This is a genomic window from Rhodopseudomonas palustris (assembly GCF_013415845.1).
GTDB classification, from domain to species: Bacteria; Pseudomonadota; Alphaproteobacteria; order Rhizobiales; family Xanthobacteraceae; genus Rhodopseudomonas; species Rhodopseudomonas palustris_F.
Genome location: NZ_CP058907.1, coordinates 3,729,411 through 3,746,191 on the forward strand (window position 1 = coordinate 3,729,411; position 16,781 = coordinate 3,746,191).

General features: G+C 65.9%; 20 protein-coding genes. 11 read left to right on the forward strand and 9 right to left on the reverse strand.

Annotated features, from left to right (window positions below; translation table 11 throughout):
* The first annotated feature begins 8 nt into the window (after nt 1-8).
* From HZF03_RS17030 to HZF03_RS17045, 4 genes are all read left to right on the forward strand, one after another.
* Nucleotides 9-1,001, forward strand: a complete 993-nt coding sequence (locus tag HZF03_RS17030; protein WP_119017989.1) for an ABC transporter substrate-binding protein — start codon at nt 9-11, stop codon at nt 999-1,001.
* A 35-nt stretch (nt 1,002-1,036) separates the two neighbouring features.
* Nucleotides 1,037-1,834 (forward strand): ABC transporter ATP-binding protein, encoded by a 798-nt coding sequence (locus tag HZF03_RS17035; protein ID WP_234832200.1) that lies wholly within the window; start codon nt 1,037-1,039, stop codon nt 1,832-1,834.
* 60 nt (nt 1,835-1,894) lie between these two features.
* Complete coding sequence (locus tag HZF03_RS17040) at nt 1,895-3,568, forward strand: carbon-nitrogen hydrolase family protein (RefSeq protein ID WP_119017968.1); 1,674 nt, start codon at nt 1,895-1,897, stop codon at nt 3,566-3,568.
* Nucleotides 3,569-3,646: 78 nt separating this feature from the next.
* Complete coding sequence (locus tag HZF03_RS17045; protein ID WP_119017969.1) at nt 3,647-4,594, forward strand: LysR family transcriptional regulator; 948 nt, start codon at nt 3,647-3,649, stop codon at nt 4,592-4,594.
* Between the two features lie 7 nt (nt 4,595-4,601).
* On the opposite strand, the gene HZF03_RS17050 is transcribed toward HZF03_RS17045, so the two are convergent.
* The gene (locus HZF03_RS17050) at nt 4,602-5,642 is read right to left on the reverse strand and encodes a transglycosylase SLT domain-containing protein (RefSeq protein WP_119017970.1); all 1,041 of its coding nucleotides are present in this window, start codon (nt 5,640-5,642) and stop codon (nt 4,602-4,604) included.
* A 196-nt stretch (nt 5,643-5,838) separates the two neighbouring features.
* Here HZF03_RS17050 and HZF03_RS17055 point away from each other — a divergent pair, with 196 nt between their 5' ends.
* Entirely contained in the window at nt 5,839-6,546 is a 708-nt protein-coding gene (locus HZF03_RS17055) for a hypothetical protein (RefSeq protein WP_119017971.1), read from the forward strand.
* A 9-nt stretch (nt 6,547-6,555) separates the two neighbouring features.
* Here the strand turns inward: HZF03_RS17055 and hisI are convergent, their stop codons facing one another.
* Entirely contained in the window at nt 6,556-7,011 is a 456-nt protein-coding gene (gene hisI / locus HZF03_RS17060) for a phosphoribosyl-AMP cyclohydrolase (RefSeq protein WP_119017972.1), read from the reverse strand.
* 28 nt (nt 7,012-7,039) lie between these two features.
* Nucleotides 7,040-7,729, reverse strand: a complete 690-nt coding sequence (folE, locus tag HZF03_RS17065; protein WP_011158933.1) for a GTP cyclohydrolase I FolE — start codon at nt 7,727-7,729, stop codon at nt 7,040-7,042.
* 267 nt (nt 7,730-7,996) lie between these two features.
* Here folE and HZF03_RS17070 point away from each other — a divergent pair, with 267 nt between their 5' ends.
* Complete coding sequence (locus HZF03_RS17070) at nt 7,997-8,449, forward strand: iron-sulfur cluster assembly scaffold protein (RefSeq protein WP_012496819.1); 453 nt, start codon at nt 7,997-7,999, stop codon at nt 8,447-8,449.
* Between the two features lie 151 nt (nt 8,450-8,600).
* On the opposite strand, the gene HZF03_RS17075 is transcribed toward HZF03_RS17070, so the two are convergent.
* Nucleotides 8,601-9,491 (reverse strand): COG3904 family protein, encoded by an 891-nt coding sequence (locus HZF03_RS17075; protein WP_119017973.1) that lies wholly within the window; start codon nt 9,489-9,491, stop codon nt 8,601-8,603.
* 240 nt (nt 9,492-9,731) lie between these two features.
* On the opposite strand from HZF03_RS17075, the gene yidD reads away from it, so the two are divergent.
* Nucleotides 9,732-10,121: a membrane protein insertion efficiency factor YidD gene (yidD, locus tag HZF03_RS17080; protein ID WP_119017974.1), complete on the forward strand. Its 390-nt coding sequence runs from the start codon at nt 9,732-9,734 to the stop codon at nt 10,119-10,121.
* Here yidD and HZF03_RS17085 read toward each other — a convergent pair.
* Together HZF03_RS17085 and HZF03_RS17090 are read right to left on the reverse strand one after the other, a co-directional pair.
* Nucleotides 10,108-10,881 carry a DUF3750 domain-containing protein gene (locus HZF03_RS17085; protein ID WP_119017990.1) on the reverse strand — a complete coding sequence of 258 codons (774 nt, stop codon included), beginning with the start codon at nt 10,879-10,881 and terminating at the stop codon, nt 10,108-10,110. The two genes, yidD and HZF03_RS17085, sit on opposite strands and share 14 nt — an antisense overlap.
* An 82-nt stretch (nt 10,882-10,963) precedes the next feature.
* Entirely contained in the window at nt 10,964-12,217 is a 1,254-nt protein-coding gene (locus HZF03_RS17090) for an arsenic transporter (RefSeq protein ID WP_119017975.1), read from the reverse strand.
* 278 nt (nt 12,218-12,495) lie between these two features.
* On the opposite strand from HZF03_RS17090, the gene HZF03_RS17095 reads away from it, so the two are divergent.
* The 3 genes from HZF03_RS17095 to HZF03_RS17105 all read left to right on the forward strand — a co-directional run bounded on the left by HZF03_RS17095 (nt 12,496) and on the right by HZF03_RS17105 (nt 13,295).
* A complete protein-coding gene (locus HZF03_RS17095) occupies nt 12,496-12,705 on the forward strand; it encodes a cold-shock protein (protein ID WP_012496824.1) in 210 nt (69 codons plus the stop codon).
* 100 nt (nt 12,706-12,805) lie between these two features.
* Nucleotides 12,806-13,054, forward strand: a complete 249-nt coding sequence (locus HZF03_RS17100; protein ID WP_011158942.1) for a hypothetical protein — start codon at nt 12,806-12,808, stop codon at nt 13,052-13,054.
* A gap of 43 nt (nt 13,055-13,097) precedes the next feature.
* On the forward strand, nt 13,098-13,295 hold the full coding sequence (locus HZF03_RS17105) for a hypothetical protein (protein ID WP_011158943.1): 198 nt from the start codon (nt 13,098-13,100) through the stop codon (nt 13,293-13,295).
* On the opposite strand, the gene HZF03_RS17110 is transcribed toward HZF03_RS17105, so the two are convergent.
* Nucleotides 13,285-13,707: a DUF3574 domain-containing protein gene (locus tag HZF03_RS17110; protein ID WP_119017976.1), complete on the reverse strand. Its 423-nt coding sequence runs from the start codon at nt 13,705-13,707 to the stop codon at nt 13,285-13,287. The genes HZF03_RS17105 and HZF03_RS17110 overlap by 11 nt on opposite strands.
* Nucleotides 13,708-13,711: 4 nt before the next feature.
* Nucleotides 13,712-14,344, reverse strand: a complete 633-nt coding sequence (locus HZF03_RS17115; protein WP_119017977.1) for a TetR/AcrR family transcriptional regulator — start codon at nt 14,342-14,344, stop codon at nt 13,712-13,714.
* A 96-nt stretch (nt 14,345-14,440) separates the two neighbouring features.
* On the opposite strand from HZF03_RS17115, the gene HZF03_RS17120 reads away from it, so the two are divergent.
* Nucleotides 14,441-15,091: an O-methyltransferase gene (locus HZF03_RS17120; protein ID WP_119017978.1), complete on the forward strand. Its 651-nt coding sequence runs from the start codon at nt 14,441-14,443 to the stop codon at nt 15,089-15,091.
* Between the two features lie 361 nt (nt 15,092-15,452).
* Here the strand turns inward: HZF03_RS17120 and HZF03_RS17125 are convergent, their stop codons facing one another.
* Nucleotides 15,453-16,571 (reverse strand): MFS transporter, encoded by a 1,119-nt coding sequence (locus HZF03_RS17125; RefSeq protein WP_119017991.1) that lies wholly within the window; start codon nt 16,569-16,571, stop codon nt 15,453-15,455.
* Between the last annotated feature and the right edge of the window lie 210 nt (nt 16,572-16,781).

Below are 16,781 nucleotides of genomic sequence, written 5' to 3' on the forward strand. Positions count from 1 at the left end.
AGACGACGATGTCCAAATCACTTCTGCTGGCCGCCACGCTCACGGCTGCGCTCTCCACCATCGGCGGCGCGCAGGCGGCCTGCGACAAGATGGACAAGGTCACTGCGGCCTGGCTGCCGATCATGCAGACCACCGCTTACTACGTCGCGCTCGATCAGAAGCTGTTCGAGAAGGCCTGCATCGAGATCGACTCCGCCAAGATGGAATCGCCGAACCAGATCATCGACGCGCTGATCGCCGGCCGCGCCGATTTCGGCCCGCCCGGCGCTGCCGCCGGCATCGCGATGATCGCGGAGTCAAAGTTTCCCGGCAAGCTGAAGGTCTTCGGGCTGCAGGGCGGCGGCATCAAGGTCGACCGCATCAATGACGGGCTGATCGTCAAGCCGGACAGCACCATCAAGAGCTTCGCCGATCTCAAAGGCAAGACGCTCGGCCACGTGCCCGGCATCCAGTGGCGGACGATCTCCCGCCATATGGTGAAGGCGGCGGGCCTCGATCCCGACAAGGACGTCAAGCTGGTCGACCTCGCGGTCGCGATGCAGGTGCCGGCGGTGGTCGGCGGCACGGCCGACGCCACGCTGTCGCTGGAGCCGGTCGGCTCGATCGCGGTCGCCTCCGGCAAGGCCAAGCGCGCGATGACCAATCCGGTCGCCAGCGTGATCGCCGATCCGTTCTACTCCGGCGCCTCGGTGATGACGACCAAGTTCATGACCGAGCGCCCCGACGTCGCCCGCCGCGTCGTTGCGGTGATCGATCAGGCCACCGACCTCGTCAACGCCGACTTCAACAAATACAAGGCGGTGCTGCCGGCCTACACGCCGATCAAGGCCGATCAGCTCGATCTGGTGGCGCAGCCTTACTTGCGCGGCTTCAAGGATCTCAACGACACCGACGTCAAATCCTATCAGGCGCTGGTCGACGTATTCGTTGCCGAAGGCGTGGTGCCGGGGCCGATCAACGTTCGCGAGAAGCTGCTGACCAAGGCGGATCTCGGCGAATGAGCCCGAGCAGCATCCACCAATTGCGGCCGGAGCCGATGACCGAGACTGCCCCTACGCCCCCCGCCGCGAAGCCCGGTCGGCAGGCGAAGATGACGATCCGCGGCCTGCGCAAGACGTTCAACGACGCCGTCATCTACGACGGCTTCGACCTGGACTTGCCGCTCGGCCAGTTCATCTCGGTGTTCGGTCCGAACGGCTGCGGCAAGAGCACGCTGATCAACATGATCTCGGGCTTGATGCCGATGGACGCCGGCGAGGTGCTGTATGACGGCCAGCGCATCAGCGAGACGCGAATCTCCTACGTGTTCCAGAACTATCGCGAGGCGCTGTTTCCCTGGCTGAAGGCGATCGACAACATCCACTACCCACTCAAGGTGATGGGCGTACCGCGCGCCGAGCGCAAGCGGCGGATCGAGAAGCTGCTGGCCGAGTTCGAGATCCGCATCGATCTCAATGCCTATCCCTACACGCTGTCGGGCGGGCAGCAGCAGACGGTGTCGATCCTGCGCGCATTGGTGACCGAGCCGGAGGTGTTGTTTCTCGACGAACCGTTCTCGGCGCTCGACTACGAGATGACGATGTCGATGCGCGAGCAGCTGCAGAAGATCTTCATGAAGACGAAGACCACCATGCTGCTGGTGTCGCACGACCTCGACGAGGCGATCGAGCAGGCCGACAAGCTGGTGCTGCTGACGCGGCGCCCGACCAAGGTCGCCGAAATCGTCGAGATCGGTCTGCCGTGGCCGCGCGACCGCGCCGTCACCACAGGCGATGCGTTCATGACGCTCAAGCGTCACTGCCTCGATCGCTTCTGGCAGGAAGTAAAGAAATGACGGGCGCCGGCTGAGCCGGGCCTGAAAGATCCGAACCACCCCTACAATCTGGAGACTGACATGACGAAGCGCCGGTTTCGCGCCGCTGCGGTGCAGACACTCGCCAAGTTGGGCGATTTCGACTTCAACATCGCGCTAGCGACGGCTTACGTCGAGGACGCCGTCCGCCAGGGTGCCGAACTGATCGTGTTCCCGGAATGCATGGACACCGGCTATCTGTTCGACTCGCCCGAGCACTGCCGCGAACTGGCCGAGACGCTGACCGAAGGTCCGTTCGTCAAGGCGCTGGCGGCGCTGAGCCGCAAGCACGGCGTCTATATCGCCAGCGGCATCACCGAATGGGATCCGGCCAAAGAGAAGATCTTCAACACCGGCATCATGTTCGACCGCAAGGGCGAAGTTGCGTGCCACTATCACAAGCAATTCCTCGCCACCCACGATCAGAACTGGTTCGCGTTCGGCGAGCGTGGTTGCCCGGTGGTCGATACCGATCTCGGCAAGATCGGCCTCCTGATCTGCTTCGACGGCCGCATCCCCGAGATCTTCCGCGCCATGACGATGCAGGGCGCCGAGGTGATCGTCGACATGGCGAACTTCTTTGCGATGGACCAGGCCGACATGTGGGGCCCGGCGCGCTCTTATGAAAACGGCGTCTGGCTGGTGGCCGCCACCAAGGCCGGTTACGAGCGCTCGATCTACTATCCGGGCGGCAGCATGATCGTCGATCCGAAGGGGCGCGTGCTGTCGAAGGTGCCTTACGACACCCACGGGATGTCGATAGCCACCATCGACCTCGACGCCGCAGCAGACAAATCGATCTACACCGCCAACGACAAGATCGCCGACCGCCGTCCCGAGACCTACGGCATCATGGCGTTGCCCTATGAAGAGACGCCGGTCTATGGCGTCGCCGATCGCCCGCTGATCCCGTCGAAATCGGTGACCAAGGTGGCGGCGGTGCAGATGCACGTGACGCCCGAGTGCAGCGTCGCGGAGGTGCTCGACATGGTCGACCACACCGCCAAGCTCGGTGCCAAGGTCATCACCCTGCCCGAATACGCGTTCAGTGCGCAGTACATCCTGACGCCCGCGGAAGCGGCTGCGGCCGCCGATCAGGCCGCGGCGAACCTTGCCGCGGTGGCAAAGATCAGCGCGCGCTACGGCTGCCTGATCGCCGCGCCGATCGTCGAGCGCGCCGCTGCGGGGCTCTATGTGACCACCGTGCTGATCGGTCCCGACGGCAAGGAGATCGGCCGCTATCGCAAGACACATCTCACCGCCGAGGAGCGCAAATGGGCCGTCGCCGGCTTCGACTATCCGGTGTTCGACACGCCGTTCGGCCGTATCGGCGTGATGTCGGGCTATGACGCGGTGTTTCCGGAAACCTCGCGCTGCCTCGCGATCGGCGCGGCCGACATCATCCTGTGGCCGGCGGCGCTGCGCGAGCCGTTCGAACGCGAACTGCTCGCTGTGCCGCGCGCCGAGGACAATCGGGTCGCGGTCGTGCTCGCCAACCGGGTCGACAGCCCCTACCCCGGCGGCAGCATGGTGATCCCGCCGACCGGCTTCCCGCAGTGGGACATCAACATCGCGGCGCCGCGCGTCATGAAGCTCGGCGCGGTGATGCCGAAGCACATCGATATCGCGGTGTGCCGGCAGAAGATGATGATCCCGAAGGTCGACATGTTTGCAAACCGGCTGGTGGAGACGTACGCTCCCATCGTCGCGGCGTAGTCCCGTTCGGTGGCTGTCCGGACACAAACGGAAGGCCGGCGCATCGGCGCCGGCCGTGCCGGGGAGACGGCTGCGGGCGTGGCGAAGACTCAGCGCACCATCAGGTACGACTGGAACGACGTCGTCTATTTCCTCGAAGTGGCGCGGCAGCGCAGTCTGGTTCGCGCCGCCGCCAAGCTGAAGGTCGACCACACCACCGTCAGCCGCCGCGTCCGCGAGCTGGAGCGCAGCCTGAACTCGACGCTGTTCAAACGCAGCAAGTCGGGCTTCACGCTGACCGAGATCGGCATGCGGCTGCTGCAATATGCCGAGGGCATGGAAAGCCAGGCGAACTCGATCGTCGAGGCGATCGGGACCGATACGGCCGATGCCGGCGGTGCGGTGCGGATCGCTGCGATGGAAGGGATCGGCAGCTTTTATCTCACGCGCTGCATCGCCGACTTCAACCGGATCTACCCGTCGATCCAGATCGAACTGATCACCGACACGCGGCTGCTCGACCTCAGCCGGCGCGAAGCGGATATCTTCGTCAGCTTCTTCCGGCCGCACGGAAAGCGACTGTCGATCAAGAAGGTCGGGGAATTCCGGATCTCGCTGTACGCGACGGATGCGTATTTCGGAGGCCGGAGCCCGCCGACGACGGTGAAGGATCTGGAAACCCACGCCTTCATCGATTTCATCGAGGACTACATCTACAGCAAGGAAAACCGCTGGCTGTCCGACGTACTGCGGCCGCCGCACACGATCTTCCGCAGCACCAGCCTGGTGGCGCAGTCGATCGCCGTGTCGGCCGGCCAAGGGATCGCGATGCTGCCGTCCTACGTGGCGTCCGGCAATGCCGAGCTATTTCCGGTGATGCCCGAACTGTTCACCACGCGCGACATCTGGCTGTCGGTCCACGAAGATCTGCTTCACGTCGCGCGGATCAAGGCGGTCACGACGTTTCTGGAAAAGCGAATCGAGGCCGACAAGGCGTTCCTCAACTCGGTGCAAAATCAGCGCGGTCGCCGCAAGCGGAGTGGCTGAACTAAGCTCAGCTCGCGAACGTGCCGTTGCGGTCGCTGAACAGATCGAGCGGAGTCGGCGTGCGGACTTCGGGAGTGCGCGGCAGGTCCGGCAGCGCGGTCTGGGACGGAATCGGCGTCTGTGACGGCATGGCCGTTTGCGACGGCGAGGTCCACAGCGATTGCACCGCAGGGGATATCGGCTCGGCGCGGTCGCCGCCCAGGAACAGCGAACGGAACATCGGTTCGTTGCCGCGCTGCGACGTCGCGGTGCGCGTTGCGTCGCTGCCTTGCGCGGGGGTGACGTTGCGCACGTCCGGGAAGCTCGCCAGATACGCGGCGTTGTCGACCGGCACTTGCGGTGCGGCCGAAGCCAGCGTCACCGGCAGGCCGGCGACCGAGGCGATCGCGCTCTGCGTTGCAGGTGCATTGGCGGCTGCCTCGTAGCGCGTCGCGAGATTGGAATACACCTCGGAGACGCTGCGGGCGTTGCCGGAGCGATCGTAGAAGATCGACTGATTGGCCGCCGCCGCCGAGGGAAACAGCGCGGCGCCGGCGACATTCGGCGTGTCGCTCGCAGCGTTGATCAGCTTGGCGGCGCCGGCTACGCCCATGAAGTGCGCCATGTACAGTTCGGCATCCGACGGGCGGCGGCCGATCTCGCCGGTGAGCTTGAAACTGTTCGACTGCGTCAGCACCCCGGCCATCGCCGAGGACACCACCGGATCGTTGCGCAGATTCATGATCGCGGCGCGCGCCGACGGATCGCTGACCGAATAGCTGCCCGAAGCCGAGCGGGTGATGGAATCGGCATATTGGCCATAGCCGAGCTGCGCGCCGGCTTCCTTCACGGTGCCGAGCCAAGTCTGCTCGATGAACTGGAACAGACCCTGCGCCGACGAGGTGGTGGCCTGGGCGGTCGGGTTGAAGTCCGACTCCATCTTGGCGGTGGCGAGCAGATACTGGAAGCTGGTGCCGGTGGCGCCGGCGGCCTGCTTGATCGCGCCGGCGACCTTGGTCCGCGCCGGATCGACGATCATCACCGCCGGATTTGAAATCTCGACCGCCATAGCCCCTGCCCGCTCTCCGCTGCGAGCGCCCTTCCGCCACGTTGACCCTGCGGGATTATGGTTAACGCAGTGTTAACGACCGAGACCCGATACAGCTTTGGCGGGCGTTTTGACACCCGCTTAACCCAAAGATGGCTAGACTCACGCCAGTCCGCTCGGAGTTTGACCGGGGGCGCAGAGTCATCGGGAGAAAGCCATGACCGCGATCACCAACTCCACCACCGCTGGGACCTCGGCCTTTTTGGCGAGCCAGGCGCAGGCCGGCGCGATCCCATCCGCCGCCGCATCGACGACATCGCAGTCGGCTACCACCGCGGCCACGGGTGCGGTCGACACCGTCACGCTGTCCGATCGCGCCCAAGCGATCCTCGACAAGGCCAAGGCCGACAAGGCCGCCACCGCCAAGCTCGCGTTGTCGTTCGACGAGATGCTGCAGCAGCGCACCGATGCCTTGACCGCCAAGCTCACTGACGCGTTCAAGAAAATGAACGTCAATCTCGACGATGCCGTCAGGCTGCAGGTCGACAAGTTCGGCAACGTCACTGCCGAAGGGCCCTGGAAAGCGAAGATCGAGAAGTACTTCGCCGACAATCCTGACGTCGCCAAGGAGCTGAAGGAAATCTCCGGCCTGAACGCACTGAAGGCGGCGAACGCCGCGCTCGAGCTCTACAATAAGGAAAAGGGCTCCAGCGCCCAGGGCAGCAAGCAGCAGCAAAGCGCCTGGAGCAACTACAACATCCGCTCGATGAACATTCAGACGCTGTCGGGCGTGATCAGCCTGAAGGATGGCCAATTGCGCTCGGCCGCGCTGGACTACATCGACAGCATCGCCGACCCGACCGGCGCGAAGGCCGGTCCAGACCTGGTGCAGCAGCAGCGCGAGGTCGCCAGCCGGCTGGCCTGATCCGCGACGCTATTTGCCGTAGACCTTGTCCGGGTCGAACTTGCGCTCGGAGTCAGTCTCGATCAGCACCGGCGCGCCGTCGCCGCCGCGGTCGATGCGACGGTAGAAGCAGGAGTGGCGGCCGGTGTGGCAGGCGGCGCCACCGGTCTGGTCGACCTTGATCCACACCGCGTCCTGATCGCAGTCGACCCGCATCTCCAGCACCTTCTGGATGTGGCCGGAGGTCTCGCCCTTCTTCCACAGCCGCTTGCGCGAGCGGCTGTAGTACCAGGCCTCGCCGGTCTGGATGGTGCGGTCGAGCGCTTCGTCGTTCATGAACGCGACCATCAGCACGTCGCCGGTCCGCGCGTCGGTGGCGACGACGGTGACGAGCCCGTGCGCATCGAATTTCGGGCGCAGCACAACGCCTTCCTCGATGTCGTCGGGTGCAACGGGTGAAGAAGCTGAACGCGATTCGCTGGACACGATTGAATTGCCTTGCCGGACTCGGGCGTTAGCCGCGGTCCCTGACCATCGACATGAACCGTGCCTGCTCCGCCGGATTGTCACGGAACACGCCGGTGTAGCGGCTGGTGAAGGTGGTGGCGCCCTTCTTGGCGATGCCGCGCACCGACATGCAGGTGTGCTCGGCTTCGAGCAGCACCGCGACGCCGCGCGGTTTCAGCACCTCGTCGATCGCGGCGGCGATCTGCGCGGTGAGATGCTCCTGAGTCTGCAGCCGGCGGGCGAAGATGTCGACCAGCCGCGCCAGCTTCGACAGCCCGACCACGCGCTCCACCGGCGTATAGGCGATGTGCGCCTTGCCGTAGAACGGCATCACGTGGTGCTCGCAATGCGAGGTGAAGCTGATGTTGCGGACCAGGACGAAATCGTCATAGCCGGCGGTTTCGCCGAAGGTGCGCTCCAGCACTTCCTTCGGGCACTGGTGATAGCCCTGGAACAGCTCGTCATAGGCTTCGACCACCCGGCGCGGCGTATCGATCAGCCCCTCGCGCTCGGTGTTCTCGCCGATATAGGACAGCAGCGTCTTCACCGCGGCCTCAGCCTCAGCGCGCGACGGGCGCGGCTGATCGGGCTGCACCGCGACTTCGAGGAACTCGGACGGTTCGAGCTCGGCGGGCTGGAATTCGGGGCGGCCTTCGGCCGGATTGGTGCCGCGGATCGGCTTGATTTTGGCGTCCATCTTCTCTCCGTTCGACCGGCCTTGTTGGGCCGGATGTGTCACCGGGCAGACGGGCGGACAACAGCCGGTCGTCTTGATCCCTTCGGCGAGCCCGGCCGGCCAAGTGTTTGACCGATTTCGGCTCGCAGCCTCCGCGCAGCGCAGTCAGCCGCACGGCGAGGCTTCATTTCGAAAGCCACGCTTCCTATATAAGACGGCAAGCCGGAACCGCCAAGGTCGCCGCCTCCGGGCGACCGGCGTGTGGAGCGCCGGCACGGAATTCGCGGCATGCTCAACGACGTCTACAATAAGCGCATCATCGAACTGGCCGGCAATATTCCGCGGATCGGACGGCTGGAGCATCCCGACGCCAGCGCCACCGCGCATTCCAAACTGTGCGGCTCGACGGTGACGATCGACCTCAAGATGGACGGCGACACCGTCACCGACTTCGCCCACATCGTCAAAGCCTGCGCGCTCGGCCAGGCCTCGTCGTCGATCATGGCGAGCCACGTGGTCGGCTCGACCGCCAGCGAACTCAAAGCGTTGCGCGAGACCGTGCGCAAGATGCTGAAAGAGAACGGCGCCCCGCCCGACGGCAAATGGGCCGACATCGCGATGCTCGAGCCGGTCCGCGACTACAAGGCCCGCCACGCCTCGACGCTGCTGACCTTCGACGCGGTGGTCGACGCCATCGGGCAGATCGAAGCGCAAAACGACGGCGCCAAGGCGACAGCGTAAACACTCCCCCCCGAGTCATTCCGGGGCGCGAGCGCAGCTCGCGAACCCGGAATCTCGACGTTGTGAAAAACAACGCACAATAATCTCGGGATTCCGGGTTCGCTCGCTGTCGCGAGCGCCCCGGAATGACGACCGGGTCGTGTCGGCGGGATCAGTGCCCCGGCTGCGCCGCGGCGGTGCCGCCGGTCGGAAGCGCCTCGGCGGTCTTGGTGGCGGCTGCCGGCTGCTGGGTGAAGCGGTCCTGCACCGGCTTCGGCTCGGCCGACGCCACGGTCTTGGCCGGTGCGCTGCCGAGGCCGGGCAGCAGATCGGCGATCGCCTGGGTGGTGATCAGATTGGTGTCGCGCAGCTCGGTTCGCGACAGCTCGTGCAGGTCTTCCCACGGCGGCACGCTGAGGGCGAGCGACAACAGATCGCCGGTGCCGCCCATCTCGAAGGTGAACTTCGCCAGCCGGCCGATGTCGCGCTCGACGATCGACATGTCCTGCGCGCTGTAGCTGGCGGCGCGGGCATCCTCGGCGCGGTCGCCCATCCAGATCTGGTGAACCCGCACGTGAGCCCCTTCCGGCACATAGCGGGAATTGCCGGCGAGCAGCAGGAACACGCACATCGATTCGCAGTAGGCACCGGGCTCGATCCGGGCGCGGCTGCCGAGCGGCGACGCCGACGGCACGCTGGTGCCGACCGTGGTGGCCAGCCCGAGCTTGCGCCAGCGACGGCCGAGCGTGATCGCGTCGTTGACCGAGCCACCGCTGGAATCCAGCACCACGGTGGCGCCGCCGAGCTTGCGATCGCGGGCGAAGTCCTCGAAATCCTTTGGCGTGTCGGTGGTGACGATGCCGACGGCGCTGATCCAACCACCGCAATCCGGATCACAGGCGACCCAGCCAAACTTCATCGGCTGCCGCCGCGCCTCGAGACTGCCGGCGCCGGCCGTGACAGGAATACTGCTGTCGGCCGCGAACCCGAGTAGAACGATGCCGAGCGCTGCCACCCGCCCCAGCGCCCCACCGTTCAGACAAGAGAGAACCGCGCGTCCCAACCTGGCTTCCTTCGCTCCGGCAGCAACTGCGTCACAAGTTCCAAGGCGAATCTGTCACGTCTCTGTTACTTAACCGTTGTGAAAAAGCTAACTTTGATCAACCGCAAACACCACCCCGTTTTGCTGCGACGCGCTCAACAGCGCGCGAGTTTCGGGTGAAGTGTTGCGCAAATGTCGGCGCGTCGCGGTTCCCAGCAACGGAACCGTGCAAACCACCGCTCACCGAAACGGCATCTGCTCATGCAACTACCAAGTCGCGGAACTGATTGGATCGCACCGGTGCTGCGGCTGCCGCGCAACGCCGGCCGCGGACTGATCTGGCTGTATCGCCACACGCTGTCACCGCTGGTCGGCTACAACTGCCGGCACTATCCGACCTGTTCGATGTACGGGGACGAAGCGATCAGCAGGTACGGACTATGGGCGGGCGGCTGGATGACGCTGGCGCGGCTGTTGCGCTGCCAGCCATGGGGCACGTCCGGCATCGACCTGGTTCCGCAAACTGTCCCGAGCCGCGCGCGCTGGTATCTGCCCTGGCGCTACGCCCGCTGGCGCGGCGTCAATGCGCCGCCGCCCGATGTCGCCGAGCCGTGCGGCTGCGGCTCACATTCACAGCTTACGCCGCACTGACGCCGATGCGGCCGAGGCCCGGGAGCTTGATCGCCGGCCGGCGCAGGTCGACGCCGATGACTGCGCCGAGCACGTTGAGTTCGAGGCCTTCGATCCAGCCGAGCGTCAGGCCGAGATAACCGCCGAGCGTGGCGCGCACGCCGGTGCCCGACGGCGTCCAGGCAATCCAATCATTGTCCCACGGATAGTCCTTGCCGATCGCGGTCGGCGGCAGCGTGGTGCGCAGTTCCGGCACCGCCGCCAGCACGGCCGCCACGAAAGTGTTGGAGTTCGGCCCCGGCCAGGCGCGATAGTCGCCGTAAGCGGCGAGCCTGTAGCCTTTCACCGCGGCCTCGATCTTCGGGATCATCACCGCCGCCGCTTCACCGTCGGCCGCCGCGATCAGTTGCGGTTCGTCGCCGAACCAGCGACCGTCGGCGACGAAGCCGTTGACGCGGATCGGCGCACCCCAGGCGGTGTAGTCGTAACGGGTGTAGCGCGAGGCGTTCGCCGGCTTGACCACGATCCAGCTGTGCACGGCGAAGATGCCGCGCCAGCGCACCGTGCGCGCGGCGAACACCCGCACCAACGCATCCGGATGCTGCGCGGCCGGCGGCAACAGCCCGGCGCTGGAACGGTCGGCGCTCTGCCAATCGACACTGCGATCGCCCAGCCAATATTTTCCGGCCGACACGGCGATCGGCACGATCAGCAACAACAACAGGATCAGCACGAAACGTCTCACGTGGGGATGGTCGATGCGGAGGAGGATGCTGGGCATATAGACCGCCTCCCTGCCCTCGCCAGAACCGATCACGCGCTCGTGCAGGAACGGCACGTTGTTAGCAAGCGTCGCGCGACGATCACCACACGGCTGCTGCGAGCGCCGCGATCAGTGCCGGCGGCGTCACTACGAGACCGAGCTTGAGGAACCGCCAGGCCGTGACTTCGATCTGGTTCCGGCGCAGCACCACCAGCCACAGGATGGTGGCGAGCGAACCGGTGACCGAGAAATTCGGCCCCAGATCGACGCCGATCAGCAGCGCAGCGATGGTCTCGCGCGGCAGGTGATTGTCGGCGGCGACCGAGCCCGCGACGAGGCCGACCGGCAGGTTGTTGCCGATGTTGCAGGCGATCGCGGTGACGATGCCGGCCGCCCACGAGCCGAGCCGCGGCGCATCGGCCACCGCCTCGCGCAGCAGGCCGCCGAGCGCGCCGATCACGCCGGTACGGCTCAGCGCTTCGACCATCACGAACAGGCCCGCAACCAGCGGCACCACGCTCCACGACACGCCCTTCAGCACAGGAACCGGCGACTGCCGGGCGATCGCCAGCACCACCGCGGTGGTGACGAGGCCGCACACGAAGGTCGGCAGGCCGAGCGCGACATTGAGCGCCGAAGCCGTCAGCAGCACGATTGCGATCGCGGCGATGCCAACCGCGGCGAGTTTGCCGCCGCGCGACAGATGCGGCGTCTCGACGCGTGTCTCGATCGTCTGCCCGGCGAGCGAACGGCGCAGCGCCAGACGCAGCACCAGATAGGTCGCAACGATCGCCGCCAGCGACGGCAGGGTGAATTGCTGCAGCCAGCCGCCGAGATGCGGCATGTGCTCGCCGAACACCACGAGATTGGCCGGGTTGGAAATCGGCAGCACGAAGCTCGCCGCATTGGCGATGAATGCGCAGACGAACAAATACGGCAGCGGTGCAGCGCCCGCCGCGCGCGTCGCCGCATAGACCGCCGGCGTCAGCACGATGGCGGTGGCGTCGTTCGACAGCAGCACGGTGACCAGCACGCCGACCGCATACACCAGCAGGAACAAGCGCTGCGGCGAACCGCGCGCGTGCTCGACGGCATAAGCCGCAAGATAATCGAACAGCCCTTCGCGCTGTGCCAGCTCGGCGATCAGCATCATGCCGATCAGGAACAGATACACATCGACGCCGTTGCGCACGCCCGCGAGTGCGTCCTGCCACGACAGCAGACCGAGCGCCACCAACGCCACCGCGCCCGCTACCGCCCACACCGCTTCCGGCCAACGCATCGGACGAATGATCACCCCGGCGGTAGCGAGCGCGACGATACTCCAGGTCAGAACAGGATCGTGGGACAGCATGGAACTTGGCATAGCGACGTGAGGGGGCAGGTCTGTGTAAACGGAACTAACCGATAGGCGAAGATCCGCGTATTGTCTCTATCGGTACAGTTGCAGCCGCTGCACGCGGCGCGCGACAATATAGTCCTTGTACGAACCAGGCATATGCTATACAGTCGGGACATTCGATTAGCCGCTGTGCCTTTCTGAATGCGCCCGCGGGCTCCTTCCCAAAGTCATCGATTAGTTGAAACGCAGCATGCCATGTTGGCGTGGGCGATATGCTTTGGAGAACGGAAATGACGACAGGAACCGTGAAGTGGTTCAACGGCCAAAAGGGTTTTGGCTTCATCGCACCGAGCGACGGCGGCAACGACGTGTTTGTGCACATCAGCGCGGTTGAACGCGCCGGCCTGACCGGCCTCGCCGAAGGCCAAAAGGTCTCGTTCGAGGTCAAGACCGACAAGATGCGCGGCAAGAGCAGCGCCGAAAATCTCGCGCTGGCTTGATCCAGCGTCTCCGTTTCACGGATGTACTGAAACGGCAGATGGGCCCGTTCGATCTTAGCGATCGAGCGGGTTTTGCCGCGCGTCCAGAAACGAGGCGGATATGAGCGATAAGAAGACAACGACACCCTCCCCAACCAGTATCGAACGGGCGCGCCGCAAGCTGGTCGAACAGCAGGAAGGCGCGCAGCGGATGGTCGAGGTCGAACGCGAAGGCGTCGCGCTCCGCAAGAACATGGAGCGGCTGCGCGCATTGCGGCTTGCCCGCGAGGCCGAAGAGGCCGCGGCGGCTTTGGCCGCACCACCGGCAGCGCCGAAGAAGCGGACCCGCAAGACGACGTCCTTAACCTGAAGCGTGCGGAGCGCTGCCTGCGCGGTCCCGGCTGGAGACGACGATGGCGACCGCCGACGATTTCAAACTGATCCGCGACATTCACAGCACCGGCGGGCGCCGCCAGGTTTTCGGCTCGCGCGAGCAGAAGCCATTCGAAGACCTCGTCGACCTCGGCTGGCTGAAACGCTCGTCGGTCGATTCCCGGGCCACGCACTATCAGATCACCGAGCGCGGCACCTCCGCTGCGCTCAGAAGCTGACGCAGCTCGGCCGCACCGACACCATCACCGCCTGTTGCTTGAAGCGCAGTTTGTAGGCTTCGGCGATATCGGTCAGCGCCGCGCGCTTGGCCGGATCCTCGGCGAACACCAGCGTCACCAGCTTGGCCTTTTCGCGGACGACGTGGCCGCGTTGGCTGTCACGCCACTGCCCGACGCTGTCCACCACCGTCAGCCCATCCGGAAACCGCGGGGTAATTTCTTCGGCGGTGAACCGCTTGAACTCCGCATCGCTGACGCCCAGCCAGTCGCCGATATTGCGGCCGAACGCCAGCTCCGCATTCAGCATCGGCTGCGACGGCGGCAAACACATCGTCGCCGGCAGGCTGGCGCAGCCGACGAGCGTCGCCGCGGCCCCGCAGGCGATCAACAGCCGCATCATTGCTTTCCACATCGCCTCAACCCCGTCGCAGCGTCTTCAGATAAGCGCATAGCATGTCGGCAACCGCGTCCGCATAGGCCGCGATCTCGGCGGCCGCGCGCGGACGACTGGAGAAATCCTTGCCGAGCGCCGCAATCGTGCGGCTGATCAGCTCCGCCGCCCGCACGCGCGCCGCCTCGGAACTCTGCGGCGCCGCCTCGCGCAGAAACGCCGCCATGGTGCCGTCGATCGCCTTGCGCGCGGCGCGAGCCTCCGGCGCGTCTCGATACAGCGGCGCGGCGTCATCGAGCGCGCCACGGACTTCGGCCTCGTCGCACTCGGATTGGATAAAGGCATGTACCAAGCGGCGCAGCCGCTGCGGTGGCGGATCGCGGCGATCCTCGAGAATGTCGCGCAGCATCTCGAAAGTCTGCCGCCACTCGTCGCTCTGCAGCCGGAACAGGATCGCGGCCTTGTTGGGGAAGTACTGATACAGCGAGCCGACACTGACGCCGGCCTTGTCGGCGACCCGCGCCGTGGTGAAGCGCTGTGCGCCCTCCTTCGCCAAAACCTGAACAGCCGCCTCCAGAATGGCCGCGACCAGCTCGGTGGAGCGCGCCTGTTGCGGCTGTTTTCGCGAGGAAATTGAGCCACTTCGGCGGTCGGTCATGGTCGCCTCGGGAAATGCGATTAGCGAATGCGAGTATTTATTCGTATTTCTGAGGACGCGCAACACTGCGCTGATCACTCCCTTTTGGAGTTCGCAATGACCACCCTGACCACCTCTCCGCTGGCCCCGCTGCTGACGCGGCTGTTCGCTGAAGCCGACGCCGCGCAGCCGCAGCTCGACCAGCTCGGACCCGACACGGTGCGGCTGATGCGCAGCAAGACCGACTACGCGACGCTGTACGGTCGGCTGAAAGACTACGCCCTCGCCGTGTCGCCCGAGACCGGCGCGCTGCTCTACATGCTGGCGAGAGGCTGCCGCGCCCGGACCATCATCGAGTTCGGCACCTCGTTCGGGATTTCGATGCTGCATCTGGCCGCAGCGCTGCGCGACAATGGCGGTGGCCGGCTGATCACCACCGAGTTCGAGCACGCCAAGCTGGTCCGCGCCGAGGCCAATCTCGAAGCCGGCGACCTTGTCGATCTGGTCGAATTCCGCGAAGGCGATGCGCTGCAGACGCTCAGCAAAGACCTGCCCGATCGCATCGACCTCGTGCTGCTCGACGGCGCCAAGGCGCTGTATGCCGACGTTCTCGACCGGCTCGAAAGTCGGCTTTCGCCCGGCGCGCTGATCGTCGCCGACAACGCTGATCACTGCCCGGACTATCTCGCTCGGATGCGCGATCCGGCGCAGGGCTATCTGTCGGTGCCGTTCGCCGGCGATGTCGAGCTGTCGATGCGGCTCGGCTGATTATTTCGCCGGGGCGCGCGCTCCGTGGTCTGCCGCCGGCATCGCCGGCCGTAAGCGTTCAACGTCAATCAACGCACGTCCCGATCCATCGCGATCGGCGTGCGCTGATGACGCCGCCGATCGCGGATCAGCCTGGAGAGTCCCATGGCCGTCCGTTCGATCGACGCCCCGCCCGCCTCTGCGCTGCCGCTGCACCGGAAGCTGGCGCTGCACACCTGCCTCGTCTTCACTGCGATCGCTGTGCTGATCCCGCCGCACGCCTCGCCTACCCACGCGCCGGTGCTGATCGGCGCGCGCCTGCTGCTGGGCGTGATCAGCTATGTGAGACGACGGAGCGCGGCGCGCTGCGGCTGCGGCGCGTTCAAGCGTTGCGGTCGCGGGTCGCGACCACCACCATGCACAGCGCAAGGGTCAGCACAGCAGTAGAGACGTAGCCGTTGACGTGCAGCAACCCGGCGGCGAACAGCGTGCCACCGAGCGCCGAGCCGATCGCCTGGCCGACATACAGCACCGAGGTATTGAGCGACACCGTTGCGCCGGCGAGCATCGGATCGGCCGTGACCAGCCGGACCTGCTGCATCGAGTTCGACGCCGCAAAGCCGAGCCCCCACACCGCCACCGCCGCCGCCATCACTGCGAAGTGCCCGGCCGCGAAGGTCCACCCGGCTATGCCGGCCAGCATCAGCGCGGTGAACAGCGCCGAGGTGCGGTACGCACCCCAGCCGTCGACGATGCGGCTGGCGATCACGTTGCCGACGAAGCCGCAGACACCGTAGATCGCGAACACCAAAGCGATCTCGCGCGGCCCGGCGCCGGTCAGCCCGGTGAGCAGCGGCCCGAAGAAGGTGAACACCACGAACTGCCCGGAGGTCTGCAGCGACGACACCCCGAGCAGCGTCAGGATGCGCCGGTTGCGCCCCACGGCGGCCCAGGTGCGCAGGCTCACCGGCGCCGCTGTCAAGCCGCCCGGCAGCCGTAGCCACAGCAGGATGAAGCTGATCAGGCCGATGCAGCCCACCGTCAGATAGGCACCGCGCCAGCCGGCATGATCGGCCGCGAAAGTCACCAGCGGCACGCCGAGCGCCACCGCAAGCGACCAGCCGAGGAACACATAGGCCATCGTGCCGCCGCGCTTCTCGGCCGGCACGATCAGCGCCACCGCGCCGGCGGCCTGCGGCGTGTACAGCGCGCCGACCGACAGCATCGCCAGCCGCAGCACCAGCAGCACCGCATAGTTCGGCGCAAAGGCGGAGGCGAGATTGCCGAGCGCCAGCACCGCGAGCGTCGTCGTCAGCAGCAGCCGGCGATCGATCCGGCTGGTCAGCCACGCGGTGAGCGGCGATCCGATGCACAGCACGATCGCCCCGAAGGTGATCAGGAGCCCGGCGTCGCGGATCGTCACCCCGAGCCCGGCCGCCAGATCCGGCAACATGCCGGCCGGTGCCAGAACCGAGGTTCCGGTGACGAAATTGCCGAGCATCAGCGCGGTGGGGGCGAACGAGCGGGACACCACGGAAGGCTAGCAGGACTTCCATGCAAGTGCATTAAAATTCTGCGGGACCGGTCATGCGCCGCGACACCAGCAGGCGAAATGCGCGACGCCGCAGGGCCCGGGTTCCTTGAATCGTCCGATTCCCCTGCTATACAGCCCCTTTCCGCTTACCTGCGCTCGTACGCAGGAGTGAGCCAG